Source organism: Microcoleus sp. T3_B1 (assembly GCF_036700445.1).
Classification (GTDB): Bacteria; Cyanobacteriota; Cyanobacteriia; order Cyanobacteriales; family Microcoleaceae; genus Microcoleus.
The window spans coordinates 37,491-53,358 of sequence record NZ_JAUBOX010000021.1 but is presented as its reverse complement, the minus strand read 5'-3'; the positions used below and the strand labels follow the sequence as shown (position 1 = coordinate 53,358).

Annotated in this window: 22 protein-coding genes; 15 read left to right on the top strand and 7 right to left on the bottom strand. The window is 46.1% G+C overall.

Translation table 11 applies throughout. The features are described from left to right. The first annotated feature begins 140 nt into the window (after window positions 1-140). The 8 genes from QT990_RS13990 to QT990_RS13955 all read left to right on the top strand — a co-directional run bounded on the left by QT990_RS13990 (window position 141) and on the right by QT990_RS13955 (window position 4,783). A complete protein-coding gene (locus QT990_RS13990; protein ID WP_333309868.1) occupies window positions 141-377 on the top strand; it encodes a hypothetical protein in 237 nt (78 codons plus the stop codon). 44 nt (window positions 378-421) lie between these two features. Beyond that, on the top strand, window positions 422-760 hold the full coding sequence (locus QT990_RS13985) for an NADH-quinone oxidoreductase subunit K (protein WP_333052085.1): 339 nt from the start codon (window positions 422-424) through the stop codon (window positions 758-760). Then, a complete protein-coding gene (locus QT990_RS13980; protein WP_333139412.1) occupies window positions 757-2,187 on the top strand; it encodes a cation:proton antiporter in 1,431 nt (476 codons plus the stop codon). Before QT990_RS13985 ends, QT990_RS13980 begins: the two co-directional genes overlap by 4 nt. Continuing rightward, a complete protein-coding gene (locus tag QT990_RS13975) occupies window positions 2,184-2,567 on the top strand; it encodes a Na+/H+ antiporter subunit E (protein ID WP_333139414.1) in 384 nt (127 codons plus the stop codon). Before QT990_RS13980 ends, QT990_RS13975 begins: the two co-directional genes overlap by 4 nt. A 459-nt stretch (window positions 2,568-3,026) precedes the next feature. Beyond that, window positions 3,027-3,257, top strand: coding sequence for a hypothetical protein (locus QT990_RS13970; protein ID WP_333052300.1), 231 nt, complete (start codon window positions 3,027-3,029; stop codon window positions 3,255-3,257). Beyond that, window positions 3,254-3,541, top strand: coding sequence for a monovalent cation/H(+) antiporter subunit G (locus tag QT990_RS13965; RefSeq protein WP_333139416.1), 288 nt, complete (start codon window positions 3,254-3,256; stop codon window positions 3,539-3,541). Before QT990_RS13970 ends, QT990_RS13965 begins: the two co-directional genes overlap by 4 nt. After that, complete coding sequence (locus tag QT990_RS13960; RefSeq protein WP_333465348.1) at window positions 3,531-4,118, top strand: DUF4040 domain-containing protein; 588 nt, start codon at window positions 3,531-3,533, stop codon at window positions 4,116-4,118. Before QT990_RS13965 ends, QT990_RS13960 begins: the two co-directional genes overlap by 11 nt. Beyond that, window positions 4,118-4,783, top strand: coding sequence for a Na(+)/H(+) antiporter subunit B (locus QT990_RS13955; RefSeq protein ID WP_333139420.1), 666 nt, complete (start codon window positions 4,118-4,120; stop codon window positions 4,781-4,783). The genes QT990_RS13960 and QT990_RS13955 overlap by 1 nt, the downstream gene beginning before the upstream one ends. A 277-nt stretch (window positions 4,784-5,060) precedes the next feature. On the opposite strand, the gene QT990_RS13950 is transcribed toward QT990_RS13955, so the two are convergent. The 7 genes from QT990_RS13950 to ndhC form a co-directional block, all read right to left on the bottom strand. Further along, entirely contained in the window at window positions 5,061-5,681 is a 621-nt protein-coding gene (locus QT990_RS13950) for a Uma2 family endonuclease (RefSeq protein ID WP_333465347.1), read from the bottom strand. Window positions 5,682-5,796: 115 nt separating this feature from the next. After that, window positions 5,797-6,045: a DUF4926 domain-containing protein gene (locus QT990_RS13945; RefSeq protein ID WP_333052104.1), complete on the bottom strand. Its 249-nt coding sequence runs from the start codon at window positions 6,043-6,045 to the stop codon at window positions 5,797-5,799. Between the two features lie 18 nt (window positions 6,046-6,063). After that, window positions 6,064-6,396 carry a DUF6883 domain-containing protein gene (locus tag QT990_RS13940; RefSeq protein WP_333465346.1) on the bottom strand — a complete coding sequence of 111 codons (333 nt, stop codon included), beginning with the start codon at window positions 6,394-6,396 and terminating at the stop codon, window positions 6,064-6,066. A gap of 1,570 nt (window positions 6,397-7,966) precedes the next feature. Next, entirely contained in the window at window positions 7,967-8,623 is a 657-nt protein-coding gene (locus tag QT990_RS13935) for a DUF4760 domain-containing protein (RefSeq protein WP_333465345.1), read from the bottom strand. Between the two features lie 206 nt (window positions 8,624-8,829). Beyond that, entirely contained in the window at window positions 8,830-9,333 is a 504-nt protein-coding gene (locus QT990_RS13930; RefSeq protein ID WP_333084555.1) for an NAD(P)H-quinone oxidoreductase subunit J, read from the bottom strand. Next, entirely contained in the window at window positions 9,326-10,051 is a 726-nt protein-coding gene (gene ndhK / locus QT990_RS13925) for a photosynthetic/respiratory NAD(P)H-quinone oxidoreductase subunit K (RefSeq protein WP_333465344.1), read from the bottom strand. Before ndhK ends, QT990_RS13930 begins: the two co-directional genes overlap by 8 nt. Then, window positions 10,042-10,404 carry a photosynthetic/respiratory NAD(P)H-quinone oxidoreductase subunit C gene (gene ndhC / locus QT990_RS13920; RefSeq protein ID WP_006635500.1) on the bottom strand — a complete coding sequence of 121 codons (363 nt, stop codon included), beginning with the start codon at window positions 10,402-10,404 and terminating at the stop codon, window positions 10,042-10,044. The genes ndhK and ndhC overlap by 10 nt, the downstream gene beginning before the upstream one ends. A 543-nt stretch (window positions 10,405-10,947) precedes the next feature. Here ndhC and QT990_RS13915 point away from each other — a divergent pair. The 7 genes from QT990_RS13915 to QT990_RS13885 all read left to right on the top strand — a co-directional run bounded on the left by QT990_RS13915 (window position 10,948) and on the right by QT990_RS13885 (window position 15,819). Then, a complete protein-coding gene (locus QT990_RS13915; RefSeq protein WP_333052113.1) occupies window positions 10,948-11,283 on the top strand; it encodes a rubredoxin in 336 nt (111 codons plus the stop codon). Beyond that, window positions 11,270-12,283 (top strand): photosynthesis system II assembly factor Ycf48, encoded by a 1,014-nt coding sequence (locus QT990_RS13910; RefSeq protein WP_333139430.1) that lies wholly within the window; start codon window positions 11,270-11,272, stop codon window positions 12,281-12,283. The genes QT990_RS13915 and QT990_RS13910 overlap by 14 nt, the downstream gene beginning before the upstream one ends. A gap of 56 nt (window positions 12,284-12,339) precedes the next feature. Beyond that, complete coding sequence (gene psbE / locus QT990_RS13905; protein WP_333139432.1) at window positions 12,340-12,591, top strand: cytochrome b559 subunit alpha; 252 nt, start codon at window positions 12,340-12,342, stop codon at window positions 12,589-12,591. Between the two features lie 20 nt (window positions 12,592-12,611). Next, a complete protein-coding gene (gene psbF / locus QT990_RS13900; protein WP_006635504.1) occupies window positions 12,612-12,749 on the top strand; it encodes a cytochrome b559 subunit beta in 138 nt (45 codons plus the stop codon). 9 nt (window positions 12,750-12,758) lie between these two features. Continuing rightward, a complete protein-coding gene (locus QT990_RS13895; protein WP_015176850.1) occupies window positions 12,759-12,881 on the top strand; it encodes a photosystem II reaction center protein L in 123 nt (40 codons plus the stop codon). A gap of 69 nt (window positions 12,882-12,950) precedes the next feature. Further along, window positions 12,951-13,073 (top strand): photosystem II reaction center protein J, encoded by a 123-nt coding sequence (locus tag QT990_RS13890; RefSeq protein WP_006635506.1) that lies wholly within the window; start codon window positions 12,951-12,953, stop codon window positions 13,071-13,073. 493 nt (window positions 13,074-13,566) lie between these two features. Next, window positions 13,567-15,819 (top strand): PBP1A family penicillin-binding protein, encoded by a 2,253-nt coding sequence (locus tag QT990_RS13885; protein WP_333139619.1) that lies wholly within the window; start codon window positions 13,567-13,569, stop codon window positions 15,817-15,819. The last annotated feature ends 49 nt before the right edge of the window (window positions 15,820-15,868 follow it).

The following is a 15,868-nucleotide window of genomic DNA, read 5'->3' as shown; positions in this document are numbered from 1 at the left end:
TTTTATGAGGCCCCGTAGAATCCGATCCCCCCTAGCCAAGGGCGGGCACGGGGGCACCGCCCCTACTAAGGGGGGGACAAGATTCCGATCAAAGTCAACCCCTACTCCCCTTCTTAAGGGGGATTTAGGGGGATCGAGATATGTGCGACTTCACATTAAATTGGTATCAACCATCATTCAGTTTTTCGACTGACAGCCAACAGCCAACAGCCAACAGTCAACAGCCAACAGTCAACAGCCAACAGTCAACAGCCAACAGCCAACAGCCAACAGTCAACAGTCAACAGTCAACAAACTCTTTCCCTTACCTAGACTGCGTTTCAGGTAGTTTACGGGCTAGAAAATTTCTAAGTCCAATTAGAAATAATATACGCTAATTCAAATATAATAACAAAAACCCCTTATCCAACAGGCAATTTCCATGTTAGAAGCATTGGTATTGGCAACAGTATTTTGCGGATTTTTTGGTATCATCTTTAAAAAGAACCTGCTCATGAAAATCGTCTGTATGGATGTCATGAGTACAGGGGTTATCGCCTATTACGTGGTGGTGGCATCGCGAGAAGGCTTGCTGACACCAATTATTTCAAAGGGGAAAAATGTTGTCGCTTACGCCGATCCGGTTCCCCAAGCGGTGATCTTAACGGCGATCGTGATCGGCTTTTCGATTCAGGCTTTAATGCTGGTAAGTGTGATGAAGCTGGCACGAGATAATCCGACATTAGAAAGTAACGAAATCGAGATGAATAATACCCCATGAATACCCTGACGCTAGCCTGGATTGGACTCCCGTTTTTTGTCGGGTTTACTATTTATTTGATTCCGAAGTTTGACAAGTATCTCGCAATATTCGGAGCGCTCGCGTCCGCTGCCTATGCGTTCCAGCTTTTTGTTATGCCGTCAGCGGTGACGCTGGAGTTACTGGATAATTTCAGTGTCACGTTGTTAGTCGATCGCTTGAGCGGGTATTTCATCTTAACCAATGCCTTAGTCACAGCAGCGGTGATTATCTACTGTTGGCCCACAGAGAAGACGGCATTTTTTTATGCACAGATTCTGATGGTACACGGCAGCCTGAATGCGGCCTTTGCCTCTAGTGACTTTATCAGTTTATATGTGGGGTTAGAAGTCAGCGGGATTGCGGCGTTTCTGTTGATTGCCTATCCTCGCACCGATCGATCGATTTGGGTGGCTTTGCGCTATCTATTTATTAGCAACACGGCCATGCTGTTTTATCTAGTCGGTGCTGTGCTGGTTTATAAGGCAAGTAATTCGTTTAGTTTTGCCGGCTTGGGTGCAGCGCCCCCAGAGGCGACAGCTCTGATCTTTATGGCTCTCTTGGTTAAGGGAGGTGTGTTTGTATCGGGGTTATGGCTACCGTTAACTCACTCGGAATCAGAAACGCCTGTGTCGGCTTTGCTGTCAGGAATTGTGGTTAAAGCCGGGGTATATCCCCTCGTGCGCTGTGCGCTGATGGTGGAGGAGGTGGCACCCATCGTCCAGATTTTCGGAGTCGGGGCGGCGTTGATGGGCGTGTTCTATGGCATCTTTGAAAAGGATACCAAGCGGATGCTGGCGTTCAGCACGGTTTCGCAGTTAGGTTGGATTCTCGTAGCCCCGGAAGTGGCAGGCTTTTATGCCCTCGCCCACGGCGTGGTCAAATCGGCGCTATTCCTGATTGCGGGTTCTTTACCCAGCCGCGACTTTAAGGAATTGCGACAAAAGCAGATTAATACTACGCTCTGGATTGCGTTAGTGGTGGCTAGCCTTTCGATCTCAGGCTTTCCCTTTTTGGTTGGCTTTGGGGCAAAGATGTTGACTTTGAAGAATTTGACACCCCCTTATGCGATCGCCATGAATGTGGCAGCCGTAGGAACGGCTATCCTATTTGCTAAATTCATCTTTCTGCCCCGTGGTGGAGCAGCAAAATCAAAACCCGGTTTTTGGCCTGCGGTGTTGCTGTTGCTAGGTGGGCTGATTGCAGCCAATGCCTTTTATGTTGAGGCCTATACGCTGGACAATATGCTTAAGGCGATCGCCATCATCGGCGTTGGTTGGTTAGCCTATTTTCTAATTTTTCAACGCACGGCAATCAAACTGCCACGTATGCTTGAACAATTCGATCATTTGGTCGGTGTTATGAGCTTGATTTCGCTCCTACTATTCTGGATGGCATTCTCAACATGATTGGACAGCTAATATTAAGACTGACGATCTGGTTTCTACTCACTGCCGATTTTAGTTTGGCAAATATTGCGATCGGCTTCATCATTGCTTTCCTGTTGCCGCGCAGCTACTCACCCCCGGAACCTTTGAGAGAATGGTTGGGGGTGTTCGGTAAAATCTTGATGGCGATTCCGATAGCTTATCTGGAAGCTTTTGAACTCATCTTCCGCCCCCATAGACACGAAGATGTGATCATGGAAAAAGTGCCAAACCATCGATCGCCCTTGCTGATATTCTTAGATGTATTCCTGATCACTTTTACTCCTAAGACGATTGTCGTGAAATATCACGAAGAGGGTTTTTACGAAGTACACCGAGTGCGACGGACTTCGAGTAATTAGCTGAAGTTTTTTCGGAATTATTTAACCGCAGAGAACGCAGAGAACGCAGAGAAGGGAGAAATAAATAAGTAGATAGGCGATAAAATACGTAAGTATGTCCGCAGTTAGTAAAAGTGCTCTATCGCAGGGGTTACGATACTTTACATTTTGTGACATACCCGAGTTTATTTACACGCTCGATATTGGATCATTCTCAAGAATCTGTAGGGGCGGGTTCACCAATAGCTTTAAAGATTGCAGACAGGTTAAATAAACCCGCCCCCACCCGCGAAACAGCCCGTCAAGAACAGGCAGGATGCCTGTTCCACAATGATGGCAGAGGTCTATTAAGTTGCACTATTCTCAAGAGTTTCTTGTGGGGTGTAGGGGGTTGGGCACGCGAGCCCGCCCCGATATTAAGTAAGAAAAAAGCAGGAGTACACACAATTGAACAACTTGAACAACGTGATTTTAATAGCCATGATTTTGGCTCTGCTCATACCCATGTACGAGGTATGGAAAGATCATGATATCTGGCAGACAATGTTGGCGTTTGCCAGTATTTCGACCAAGGCGGCAATCATCGCTCTCGTCATATCCGTCTGGCGCGATGATTGGATGATCGGTGTGGTGGCGGCGATTATCCTCAGTGTGGGTAATGCTGGATTGATGTTGTTGGCACAAATAATCAAACGTATCAGTGAAGCATGATCGTAATAGATGTATTGAGCTATACCTGCATCGGTATAGGGATTTTTTTCTGGTTTTGGGGTACTTCTTACCTACTTGGGAAGCGATCGGTTTTATATAAACTGCACAGTCTTTCGGTAGCAGATACGCTGGGTTCGATCGCGATAGTCGTCGGATTGCTGCTGCAAATACCCAGTAAATGGCCCCTGCTGATTCTGGCGCTCATTTGCTTAGCAACCTGGAACACAATGCTGGGATATGTGTTGGCCTATTGTTCCAAAACAGGGACTGACTATGAACGATAATAGCTACATTTATGTCCTCGTCGCTCTGCTACCCTTAGCTGCTGGTATGGTGGTATTTCAGGTCAATCCATACCACGCATTGCTGCTGCGGGGGGTATTGGGAGCGATCGCCGCCTTGGTGTATACAATTTTAGGCGCGGGGGATGTGGGCTTGACCGAAGCCTTGATGGGTACTCTACTCGCGATTACACTTTATGCAGTGACGGTGCGTTCATCCCTCGTGCTGCGTCTGGGTGTCATCGAAGACGGGATAGAGGGCGATGCCGTACCAGACGGCAAAACCGCAGGTCATTTTAAGCAACTGATAGATGACATCCGCACAGTTTTTCAGAAACGCCATATGCGCCTGGAACTGGTTCCCTATGCTAGTGTACAGGCATTGCAGCGGGCGCTGATCGAAAAAGAAGTTCATGCAGCTTGTTCCCCACAAGACCCACTAGAACACAGTGGCGAAGCGCAACTTTATAACACAGCAATCAGAGTTCGGCGTGTCTACGACATCATGCAAACCGAACTTTCATCACCGGGGACAACCCTAACCTATGTAAATACACCTGACGCAGAGGACAAACATTGATGAAGTGGGTTTACTTTTTATCAGGGATAGCGCTGTTTATCAAAATGCTGCTAATCGCCAATCCCACAATGGACTTATCGCAGCAAAGTTCGATCGTCGAATTGGTTGTTCAAGATAGTGGAGTATCCAATGCGGTTTCCGGTATCATTTTGCGAAATCGGCTGTACGACACGATCTTTGAAGTCGTAGTATTTACGATCGCCATCTTGGGTGCAAGTTTTATGCTAGCAAATGAACAGCCGTCCTGCGCCATATATCAGTTTACCGATCAACCATCGATTATTTTGGCGCGATTGGGAGCGACGATTGCCGCCTTGGTGGGTGTCGAACTAGCAATTCGCGGGCATTTAAGTCCAGGCGGTGGTTTTGCAGCGGGTGTAGCGGGGGGAACTGCGATCGGCTTGGTGGCGATTACCTCATCACCGCAGTGGATGCAAGAAATCTACCAGCGCTGGCACGCCGCGACTTTGGAGAAAGTTTCGGTACTTGTTTTCATTGTATTGTCCGTTATCACTCTGTCAGGATATGAGTTACCGCACGGAGAGTTAGGCACACTTTTCAGCGGTGGCATTCTCCCCTTGCTCAATATCCTGGTTGCAGTCAAAGTCGCATTAGGATCGTGGGCGGTGCTGTTGGTGTTTATTCGCTATCGCGGATTGCTATGACAAATGTTCCGATCTCAAATCCATTGACATCGAAATCATTCATCACTCTCCTTCTCTGACTCTGTGTCCTCTGTGTTCTCTGCGGTTTAATCATTCAGCAACAACCGTAAACGATATTTTACGTTTATAAGGCTGACCCACGAGTAGTCAGAAACCGGGTTTTTTTGCGAGGTCAAAAACCCGGTTTCTTTGCTTTTGATAAGTAATTCCTGTGTACTCATCTGCGTTTATCTGCGTGCATCAGCGGTTAAAAAATCCAAATTTACGAGAGATCCGCTTACACTAAACCAGCTTGAAAAATCTGATTTGCTGTGAGGTTCAAATCAGGAAAAGTTTGCGACACAATGCGATCGTTCTCTCGAAACTTGAGGATTTGATATTCACCATCAACCAAGTTACAGACAGAAATTGTCGGTTGTTTAGGATTGCCAATAAAATTGCGTCCACCCAACGCAGCATAATCCACAATCCAATATTCAGGGATACCCATCTCCTCATAATCAGCATATTTCAAATAGTAATCATCGCGCCAATTGGTTGACACAACCTCAATTACCAACGGTATCGATTTACCCAAACTGAGGACAGATTGTTTTTGCCACAATGTCTCATTTACCAGATTTGCACGATTTAGCACCAACACATCGGGGAAATACCCAGAATCTTTTTCAGGAGGTCTAACTATCGCTTGGTTGGGGATACTGTATGGCAACCCCAGACGATCGATTGCAACGGAAACTTTGATTGTAAGAAAGCCTTTAACTTCCTCATGTTCGCCTACTGGTTGTGCCATCTCAACAATATCTCCATTATGCAGTTCGTAGCGTACCGCCGAATTTTCAGGCAGCCAGTCCACAAATTCCTCGAAGTTTACGAGTTTGGGTAAAGCTTGAGTCATAGGTTTTCAGAATTACCGATAATATCAATTATATCTCTATCTATCTGCGTTTATCTGCGTGCATCAGCGGTTACAAATTTCCATTTTTTATAAAGTCCACAAGTTATTGTGCGACTTATGTTGTAACCATTTCTGGTTTGATATCAGGTGATGCTGGCTCAAAATACAACACCATGATTTGCTCTGGATACAGCCCAACAGATTCATAAGTGCGTCCGTTGCGATCGCTAAATTCAACCTCAAACGCTGCACCATCAGCCAACAGTTCCACCACTGTCCCTACTTGTCCGCGCCAGAGATTGTATTCAGGAACATCAACTGTCAAGGCAACGACATCGAGTAATTTAATTGTATTCTTTGCCACTTTTATTACCTCCAGACATTACAGAGGATAGCAGGTTGTTAATCTCGGAATCTCGGAATCATGCTCAATAATCCAGCCACTCGGAAGGGTTGCACTTCTATTTTGCCATTCAATCCTGAAATCTAGGATGTAGCGTTGCCCGAACCCATCCCGCCTCCCTAACTGAACTTCGTGAGTTTGAATAACTTCAACCAAATTTTGGCGCAATTCCTCAGCATTGTCAGGTGTCATGCCAAGAATTGACGAAAAAAGCCGCGCTTTGTGTTTGCCATCGTCGTGTTCTGGATTGAGGCAGTAGTCACGAAGTTTACGAATATCAACAACTGCATTCTTTGCATTTGGAATGAGCATAGAAAAGCTGATACTAATAAGCAGCCCTCAGTTTATCTTGAAATTTGTGATGCAGGCTGACTTTCTGGAAATTAAAGTTTCGCGACATACTACCTTTTCCCCGCGAGGAGACTGAAACAGAGTAGATCCGAGAGCCTCCTGTTTTCTAAAGCAAGCGAGGCAGAGCCTCTGAACATGGGTTCCCAGGCTGTGCTTGGAAGTTAAATAGTAGAGTTAACTAGGTTCTGAAATATCGAGTTTGCTTTTTTCAGTAAAATAACTGATGTTAATTATCGGTACACAGTTTATTCTGGATACCGGAAAGGATTTCAATCTGCTCTTCAAGCGATCGATATCACTAACGAGCGGAGATGAGGCTCGTTAAAGTTGATGCCGTATATCATCGACAAGCTTGACGTTTATTGCGATTTGTTTTATATTGGTAAATGCGACAAATCATAGGCTGATAGCTCAATGAGCTCAGTCTTGTATAATCCAAAGACTTCTCTAAAACTCGTTAACAAAAAAAGTTGACATAGAGAGGTTTTTTGGACTATCATTTTTTTAATTGCGTATGATTGCCTAAACCCTTAAAACGGAGTTAAGTCTATGATTGGTCGCCAACTCGATCGGGATTTCTCCATGTTGAAGCTAGTCGATGACGCATCATAACTTACATCATAACTTAGCTGAAGTCGGGCCAAACGATAATTTTTAGCGTGTTGCAATGTAAGTTTGGTGTTTTGCAGATTTATTTGACTTGGAAAGGTTCAGGATGTGGCTCAATCTCAGATTATTGAGAGGCTTCTATGGTTTTCCAAGCAAAAGGTACTGCGATCGAAGCATTTTGCCCCGTTCTCAAGCTAGGTTTTCCGATCCATCTACATTTTGGAGAAAGCAGAAAATGAAGGACTTTAACAAAAAAGATAACGATCGAGTGGCATCGGGCTTGTCGATTACGCTGTTAAGTAATGCTGAGAATCAACAAATGGGATCGCCTTCATATTTTGAGGGAGATCTATAAACTTGGATGTGTGAGGGTGGAGAAATATGGAGATACTCATCAACCTAACTCTCTAGATGGAAATTAGGCTGATGAGTTCTAGGGAATTAGGTAAAAGTCAAGTGCAGAAAGTGAGTTGCCCCTCACTCTCTGCAAAAATTAGCGGTTCTGTCGAGTATGAAAATGTTAGCTTTCGTGACAATTGTCACGGTTGGATGCGATTTTCAAGATAGGTGACTTTCTATCGCATCTGCTACACTAATAATCATTAATGACAGACAAAAGCCAACAGGTTTTAGAAGCCTGTATCACCTTCAAAAAGTAAGTCGATTGAGTAACAAGTAAATCGTTTCATCATTTCTCCTTTTATTACACAAAAAGCACAACTACGTCCTTGTCTCCAGATTAGTAAAGACCTTCAAGGAGACTGATGCACCTTTTATGGCTCAGTTTACACTTCCTTTAATTGACTCTTCCATTTCTCTAGAAACAATCCGGAAATATTTCCAGATTGTTTTCTTCATTTGACTCAGTTCGATCCTGAATCCGCTCGGTAAAACCTTTTACAAACAATAAAAAGTCGGGTAATTAATGTCTCCATTGCTCACATAGATCTGTTAAGTGGATGTAAAGCCTCGGGCTCTGTTTGTCTCTTCGCGATCGGTGAACAAAGAGCGTGAAGGTATCGCAATAAGTACAAACTATATATCGATAAAACTCTTTCAAACATTTTTCGTCAACGAGACCGAAATGGACACACATAGACATTTCTTCTAAAAAATTAAGAATATTGACTATCTCCTGCTTTTTCTCTGCATCTGCATATATCTGATTCATGTACTCATCACTTTTGGTATCATCATTAGCTAGCGATTTGAGATCTTTATGAATTTTTGCTGCAATTTGTCGAACACTAAAATAGCTAGGATCGTTCCATATTTGTATGTAACGTAAGGTTCGATCGATTTTTTTGTCCTCTAAATTGATTTCGATTCCCCGCAAAGCATATACGGCACTAGATATTCCTGCGGCAGTAGCTAATGTAGTTACCGCAAAATTTAAAGTGTCTCGGTATTGTGATTTTGAGTCATAAAAATGAACAGCGATTAAAGTTAAGGCTGCAATAAAGGTAGTAATTCCAATTCCCATTGTGAGATTTAGACTGATTTTGAGGAATCCGTCGGGTTCTCTTTTACTGAGTGGAGTTGTCGGTTTGGTTAGCATTTTTAACTCTTTAGTGTTCAATGAATCTCAAATATTAATCATTTTTACAAATCTACTCAGGGTTTTCCGGCATCAATTTAAAATAGTTTTGTCTTGGGCGAGTGCCTTTTCAGAAATACCGTGCAATCGAGGGTTTTCCAGAAAGGAGCAAAAAAATTGCACCCACTCCTCAAAGAAGTGGGTGCAAAACGACCAAATGTATTTTGAGCTAAAAACTCAAAACTCTATTAATAAGCGTCTTGCAATTCGTAGAAATCAGGGGAAATGTAATCTTTCCGCAGCGGCCAGCCTACCCAATCTTCGTTCATCAAAATCCGTTTCAGATTCGGATGTCCTTCATAGACTATGCCGTACATATCATAGGATTCCCGCTCTTGAAAGTCGGCTGCTTTCCAAATCCAGTAGACTGATGGCACTCTGGGATCTTCGCGGGGAATGAATACTTTGACGCGGACTTCTTCGGGATGGGAAGCATTGTCTGTCAGCTTAGCCAAGTGGTAAACGCTGACTAAATCTTCTCCCGGCCCTTGGTCGTAGGCGCACTGGCACTGCATATAATTAAACCCGTAGGCATACAGTGCTGTTGACATTGGAATTAAGAAGTCTCGATCGACCTTTAATATCTCCACGCCCAAATTATCGGCCGCTAAAGCTTCGTGTTCAAAGCCATTCTGAGTCAACCACTGGGAAACCTTCCCGGCTTCAACAATTGAGGTTTCTGTCTCAGCCACGGTTTACCTCCTGTTTTTGTCCTGCAAGCAGGGCCGGCGGTACTGGCATTCCCATCGCTTCCGTCAATTCTTTCGGCGGCGCCATCCGGCCGGGAATTGACAAATATTTGCCATCCAAGATGTCGTCTACTACTTTCATTTTGTGGGGTCTGGTGTAGTAGCGGTGGGTTGGCAGCAAATTGGCCCGTTCTTGCATAGAATCGTTGGCGATTTTTTTCCGCAGTTTGATAATTGCGTCAATAATCGCTTCTGGGCGGGGGGGACAGCCGGGGATGTACACGTCTACGGGAATCAGTTTGTCAACGCCTCTGACTGCTGTGGGGGAGTCTACGCTGAACATTCCGCCGGTGATGGTGCAAGCGCCCATTGCGATGACGTATTTGGGTTCCGGCATTTGTTCGTACAGCCGCACTAAGATGGGGGCGTACTTCATGGTAATTGTACCGGCGGTGATGATCAAGTCGGCTTGCCGGGGGCTCGATCGCGGTACTAAGCCGAATCTGTCGAAGTCAAAGCGCGATCCGATCAAAGCTGCAAATTCGATGAAGCAGCAGGCTGTGCCGAAAAGCAGCGGCCACAGGCTCGAAAGTCTCGCCCAATTGTAGAGGTCATCCACTGTTGTCAGGATGACGTTCTCTGAGAGTTGGGATGTGACTTCCGGGCGAATAGCGGGGTTGGCAATTAGAGGTTTTTGTGATTTGTCAGAACTTAAGACCATTCCAAGGCTCCTTTGCGCCATGCATAGACAAGAGCAATAACGAGGATCGTGATAAAAAACAAGGCTTCGATGAAAGCCAACAGTCCTAGCTGGTTGAAAGCAACCGCCCAAGGATAGAGGAAGACGGTCTCTACGTCGAAGATGACGAAGACCAGGGCGAACATATAATATCGGATGTTGAACTGAATCCAGGCTCCGCCGATCGGCTCGACGCCGGATTCGTAGGTAGTGCGGCGGTCGTAGGGACGACTTTTGGGCCGCAGTACCTTAGACGCCGTGAGGGCGAGGATAGGGACTAGGCTGGAAATTAACAGGAAGCCTAAGAAATACTCGTAGCCGCTGAGTGCAAACACGGTGAATAATTACTGCCTAGGTGAAAGGGTTCTGTAACTTGTCTTTACATTATATAGATTGTGGGTAGCTAAAATTACGAGTTAGTTGAGATTAATCCTCCATCTTCTGCAATAATTTTTAATGTATATTTTAAGATTAGCTTACCTACTCTTTTTGAGCTGTCAACTACCCCCGACGGCAAGTCGCGGGCTTCGGGCATAAAAACTGAAGCCCCAAGTTGATCAGCCTCAGTCCCCTTTCGGGGCTACGTTATCGGCAAGAGTTCAAGTTCACACCAAGGAATCCGTAGCTAGTTCCTTGCTCTGTAACCTAGGGATTAAACATCTGTAAGGGGTTAAGGAAGTGTCTCTGGGAAATTACCGACCGATAACATTGGCGAAGCTCACATTACTGGAGTAGCAAGGCGCTTCCCGGCATACAGGGAAATGGATAAGCACTACTCCTCTACTTATCCAACCCCTTTCGGGGACTCTGAATTTATTCAGCGTCCTGTTTCATACGTGACCATCAAGGTACGCGGTTTCCACACTCCTAGAGATTTTATGAGCGATCGAGCCACGGAGACTAATACCCTCGATCGGCACGAGTGCCGAGCCTGCGGCTACGTCTACAATCCTAAAAAAGGCGATCCTAAAAATGCAATTGCCCCTGGCACTGCTTTTACAGATGTGACCCCGACTTGGGTGTGTCCCGTTTGCGGGGCGCGCAAATCGATGTTTCAAAATCTCGGTCAGATGGAAGGGGTATCGGGATTTAAGGCAAATCAGCGCTACGGTGTCGGTGTCAACGGCATGACCGAAGGTCAGAAAAGTTTGCTGATTTTTGGCGGCTTGGTCGTTGGTTTCTTGTTGTTACTTAGTATGTATGGTTTGCAGTAAAACGATTGTGAGATTTTGGCAACGAATTGTAATGTTATTGGCCGCTGCGCTTATCTGTACGAGTTGCAGCACCATCGGTTCTGTGAGTTACAACCCCTGGCAAGTGATTTCCTTGCCGACGGAAGCTAATTTGCAGGATATTGCCTTTACGGGCAATCCTCAGCACGGCTGGGTTGTGGGTTCTGAGGCGACTCTGCTCGAAACGCTCGACGGCGGTACTAGCTGGAAGTCCATAGCACTGGATATCGACGATCCGAGGTCGCGTTTTGCGTCGGTGAGTTTTTCGGGTTCCGAAGGCTGGATTGTCGGCCAGCCTTCTGTTTTGCTCCACACGAACGATGAGGGCAAGTCTTGGACGCGGATTGCTTTGAGCTCTCAGTTGCCCGGTTCTCCGAGTACGATCGCAGCTTTGGGCCCGAATTCCGCCGAGATGACGACCGATGTCGGGGCGATTTACCGGACTTCCGACGGCGGCAAAAATTGGAAAGCTGTCGTGCAGGATTCTTTTGGGGTAGTTCGCAATATCAACCGTTCTGAAAACGGGCAGTATGTTGCGGTTTCCTCGAAGGGCAATTTCTACTCGGTGTGGAAACCAGGACAAGAAGCTTGGGAACCTCACAACCGCAATAGTTCTCGCCGCCTGCAAAATATGGGCTTTACCAAGGACGGGCGTTTGTGGATGCTCGCCCGTGGTGGTCAGATTCAGTTTAGCGACCCGTCCAATCCTGAAGGTTGGGGGAAACCGTTTTTTCCCGATCGCAAGGCGAGTTGGGGTTTGCTGGACATGGCTTACCGGACTGATAATGAAGTTTGGGTAGCCGGCGGCGGCGGCAATTTGCTGTGCAGTTTGGACGGCGGGAAAACTTGGCTAAAAGACCGCGAAGTAGAAGATGTTCCGGCTAATTTTTACAGGATTGTCTTTATGGGCCCCGATCGCGGATTTGTGATCGGCGCGAGCGGTACTCTACTTAAATATCAAGGTTCAGCGCAAGCTGCTTGATAGTAGAATAGTAATAGAGATTGTCTGTCAATTTGTTGTTGAAAGGAGGATTCTAAATGGCTGGTACAACTGGAGAACGTCCGTTTGGGGACATTATTACAAGTATCCGTTATTGGGTAATTCACAGCATCACCATTCCGGCTTTGTTTATTGCTGGATGGCTGTTTGTGCAAACGGGTTTGGCTTACGATGCTTTCGGAACTCCTCGCCCTAACCAGTATTTCACACAGCAGCGGGAAGAAGTGCCGATTATCTCGGATCGCTTTGAAGCTAAGAAACAAGTAGATCAGTTCATTAACGCCAAGTAATTTAACAAGGATTTGGAAAAATGACGAGCAGAACCCCAAATAATGAGCCAATTTCGTATCCGATTTTTACGGTGCGCTGGTTGGCAGTTCATACTTTAGGTGTCCCAACAATTTTCTTTTTGGGCGCGATCGCAGCAATGCAATTTATTCAACGATAGGAGTTTACAATGCCTGAGCGCGTTCCTAATCCCAACGAGCAGCCTGTTGAGTTAAACCGGACTTCTTTGTATTTGGGTTTGTTGCTGATTTTTGTTTTGGGTATTTTGTTCTCCAGTTATTTCTTTAATTAACTGGTGTCTGAGTTGGCTTTCGATAGTTCGATCGAATTTGTTTACCTGTAAATTAGTGAGGTGATGGCTATGTTTAGTGAAAGTGGCAGAATTCCTTTGTGGCTGGTAGCTACTGTTGCAGGCCTCGGTGTTCTGAGCATTGTGAGTCTTTTCTTCTACGGTGCTTATGCCGGTTTGGGTTCTTCGATGTAAGGAGAATCAAGCTGATTTTCGGCTTTTAACCCCCCTTGAAAAAGGGGGGTTTTAATTATTAGGCGAATTGTGTTGGTAAATCTGGTATAGTCTTTCTCAGTAACATGAGGTGCTCTGGCGGGCATAGGGCATAGGGCATAGGGCATAGGGCATAGGGCATAGGGCATAGGGCATAGGGCATAGGGCATAGGGCATAGGCATAGGACTCACCCCATACCTCACCACGCTTGAGAACCGCTATAAATGTTATCGAAAGTATTAATTTGTGGGCAAGTTTATGATAATTTAATTTCCTGGTGAGATCGGGATTTGTTGTGGCTGGATGGAGATTTGCTCAATCAACTGCTCGCCTTGCGGGTTCACCAATAACCCCAAAATCGATCGCCACTAGCCGACGATCGCCGATCGAGTGTGGGCAGATCGTGAAATTAGCCAAAAGTTGCGAGTAGAATGGTGCAAGAGCCGATCGCTCGATCGTAGTGCACAGCGAAATATGACCCCACCGCCGCCGCCCCGCAAACCTCAAACCGTCTTGGGTGCGATTACCCAAGCAGTCCAGACTATTGCTAAGGTTAATTTTAACCAGCTAGCGCTGAAACCTAATGCCAAAGTACCCGAACTGTGGGTGCAGGATGCGGGTGCAGCTAAAGCTGAGGTTTATCCGCTGTTGGGCGATCGATATTTGTTAGGTCGATCGTCCAAATCTTCAGATATAGTAGTTCGCAATCCCGTTGTCAGTCACGTGCACTTATCCCTGTCGCGGGATAGTCGGCGGCGGACTCCTTTTGTGATCAAAGATGAAGACTCCACCAACGGCATTTACAATGGCAAAAGGCGAGTTAAAAGTATGTCCCTGCGTCACGGAGACGTGTTCACTTTAGGGCCGCCGGAACTAGCCGCCGCTGTTAGAATTCAATTCGTATATCCGCCGCCTTGGTATTTGGAACTTGTGCGTTACAGCTTTTATGGCGTCAGCGGAATCACCGCTTTGATTGCCGTGTTGGTAGGCATGGAATCGACAAAGTTTCAAGTGCGGCCTCTGCCGAGAAGTATCAATGGCCCCGTGATTGTTTACGCCCGCGACGGGCAAACTCCGCTGCGTCCTCCTCAGAATAACGCTCACTTAGAATTAAAGCAATTGCAGGATTTTTCGCCTTATTTATCCAAGGCGGTACTTGCTTCGGAAGACAGCCGCTACAATTGGCATTTGGGGGTAGATCCGATCGGAGTTTTGCGCGCGCTTTTGACCAATGTTCGCGGGGGAGGAATTCGCGAAGGCGGGAGCACTGTGACGCAGCAGTTAGCGAGGAGTTTGTTTCGAGATTATGTGGGAACTCAAGATTCGGCAGGGCGCAAGTTACGGGAAGCTGTAGTTGCCTTGAAACTGGAGAATTATTACAGCAAAGATGAACTGTTGCTGACTTATTTGAATCGCGTCTTTTTGGGAATTGACCTTTACGGTTTTGAGGATGCGGCTCGGTTTTATTTTGGCAAGTCTGCGAAGGATTTAACTTTGTCAGAGGCGGCAACTTTGGCGGGCATTTTGCCTGCCCCAAACAGTTTTAATCCGATTCAAAATTATCAGTTGGCGGTACAGTATCGCGATCGAGTGATCGAACGGATGCGGGCCCTGGGGACGATTTCTCAGGAAGAAGCCGATCGCGCGAGGCGATCGCGAATTGAGATCAATCCTAAAGCCCGCCAATATCTGCAAAGTACGATCGCTCCTTATTTCTACAGTTATGTATTTGACGAATTAGAGTTTTTGCTGGGGGAGCAGCTAGCCAGAGAAGGCAATTTTATTGTAGAAACAGGTTTGAATCCCGGCCTGCAAAAAGTGGCTGAAGCTTCCCTCAGAAATGCTGTTGAAAATGCCGGAGCCAGTGCAGGTTTTTCTCAAGGAGCCGTGGTAACTCTCAATAGTACAACCGGGGAAGTCTTAGCTTTAGTTGGGGGCGTAGATTACTTAAAAAGTCAGTTTAATCGGGCTACCCAAGCTTTGAGACAGCCCGGTTCTACATTTAAGATTTTCAGCTATGCAGCCGCCCTGGAACAGGGAATCTCACCCGATAAAACTTATTCTTGCGCCCCCCTTTCTTGGGGCGGACAAAGTTACAGCGGCTGCGAAAGAACCAGCGGCAGTGCGGATATGTATCGGGGTTTAGCACAGTCGGAAAATGCAGTTGCTTTGAGAATAGCACAGGATGTCGGTTTAGACAATGTAGTGGGAATGGCCAGACGTTTGGGAATTACTTCGGAACTGCGTTCTAACCCTGGTTTAGTATTAGGGGAAAGTGAAGTTAATGTGTTGCAATTAACGGGTGCATTCGGGGTTTTTGCAAATCGGGGTTTGGGAAATCGTCCCCACGTAATCAAGCGAATTATTGACAGCAGCGATTGCAAAGATAGAAATGATTTTAACAGTTGCCGGGTGATTTATGAGTATCAAAAAGATGGCGTTGCCAATCGGCAGTTAGTTTCGGAAGCCGTAGCGGATACTATGACTGATATGCTGCAAGGTGTTGTGCGGGGAGGTACGGGTAGCAGTGCTGCTTTGGGGTTGGGAGAAGCTGGAAAAACAGGCACGACTAATGATAATAGAGATTTGTGGTTTGTCGGTTATATTCCGAGTCAGCAACTGGTGACTGGAGTTTGGTTGGGAAATGATGATAATTCTCCGACTGGGGGAGGTAGTTCAAATGCCGCTCAGTTGTGGGGGGAATATATGCGGCAGGTGGCGCGTTAAGTCATTAGTCATTAGTCATTAATCATTAGTCATTAGTCATTAGTCATTA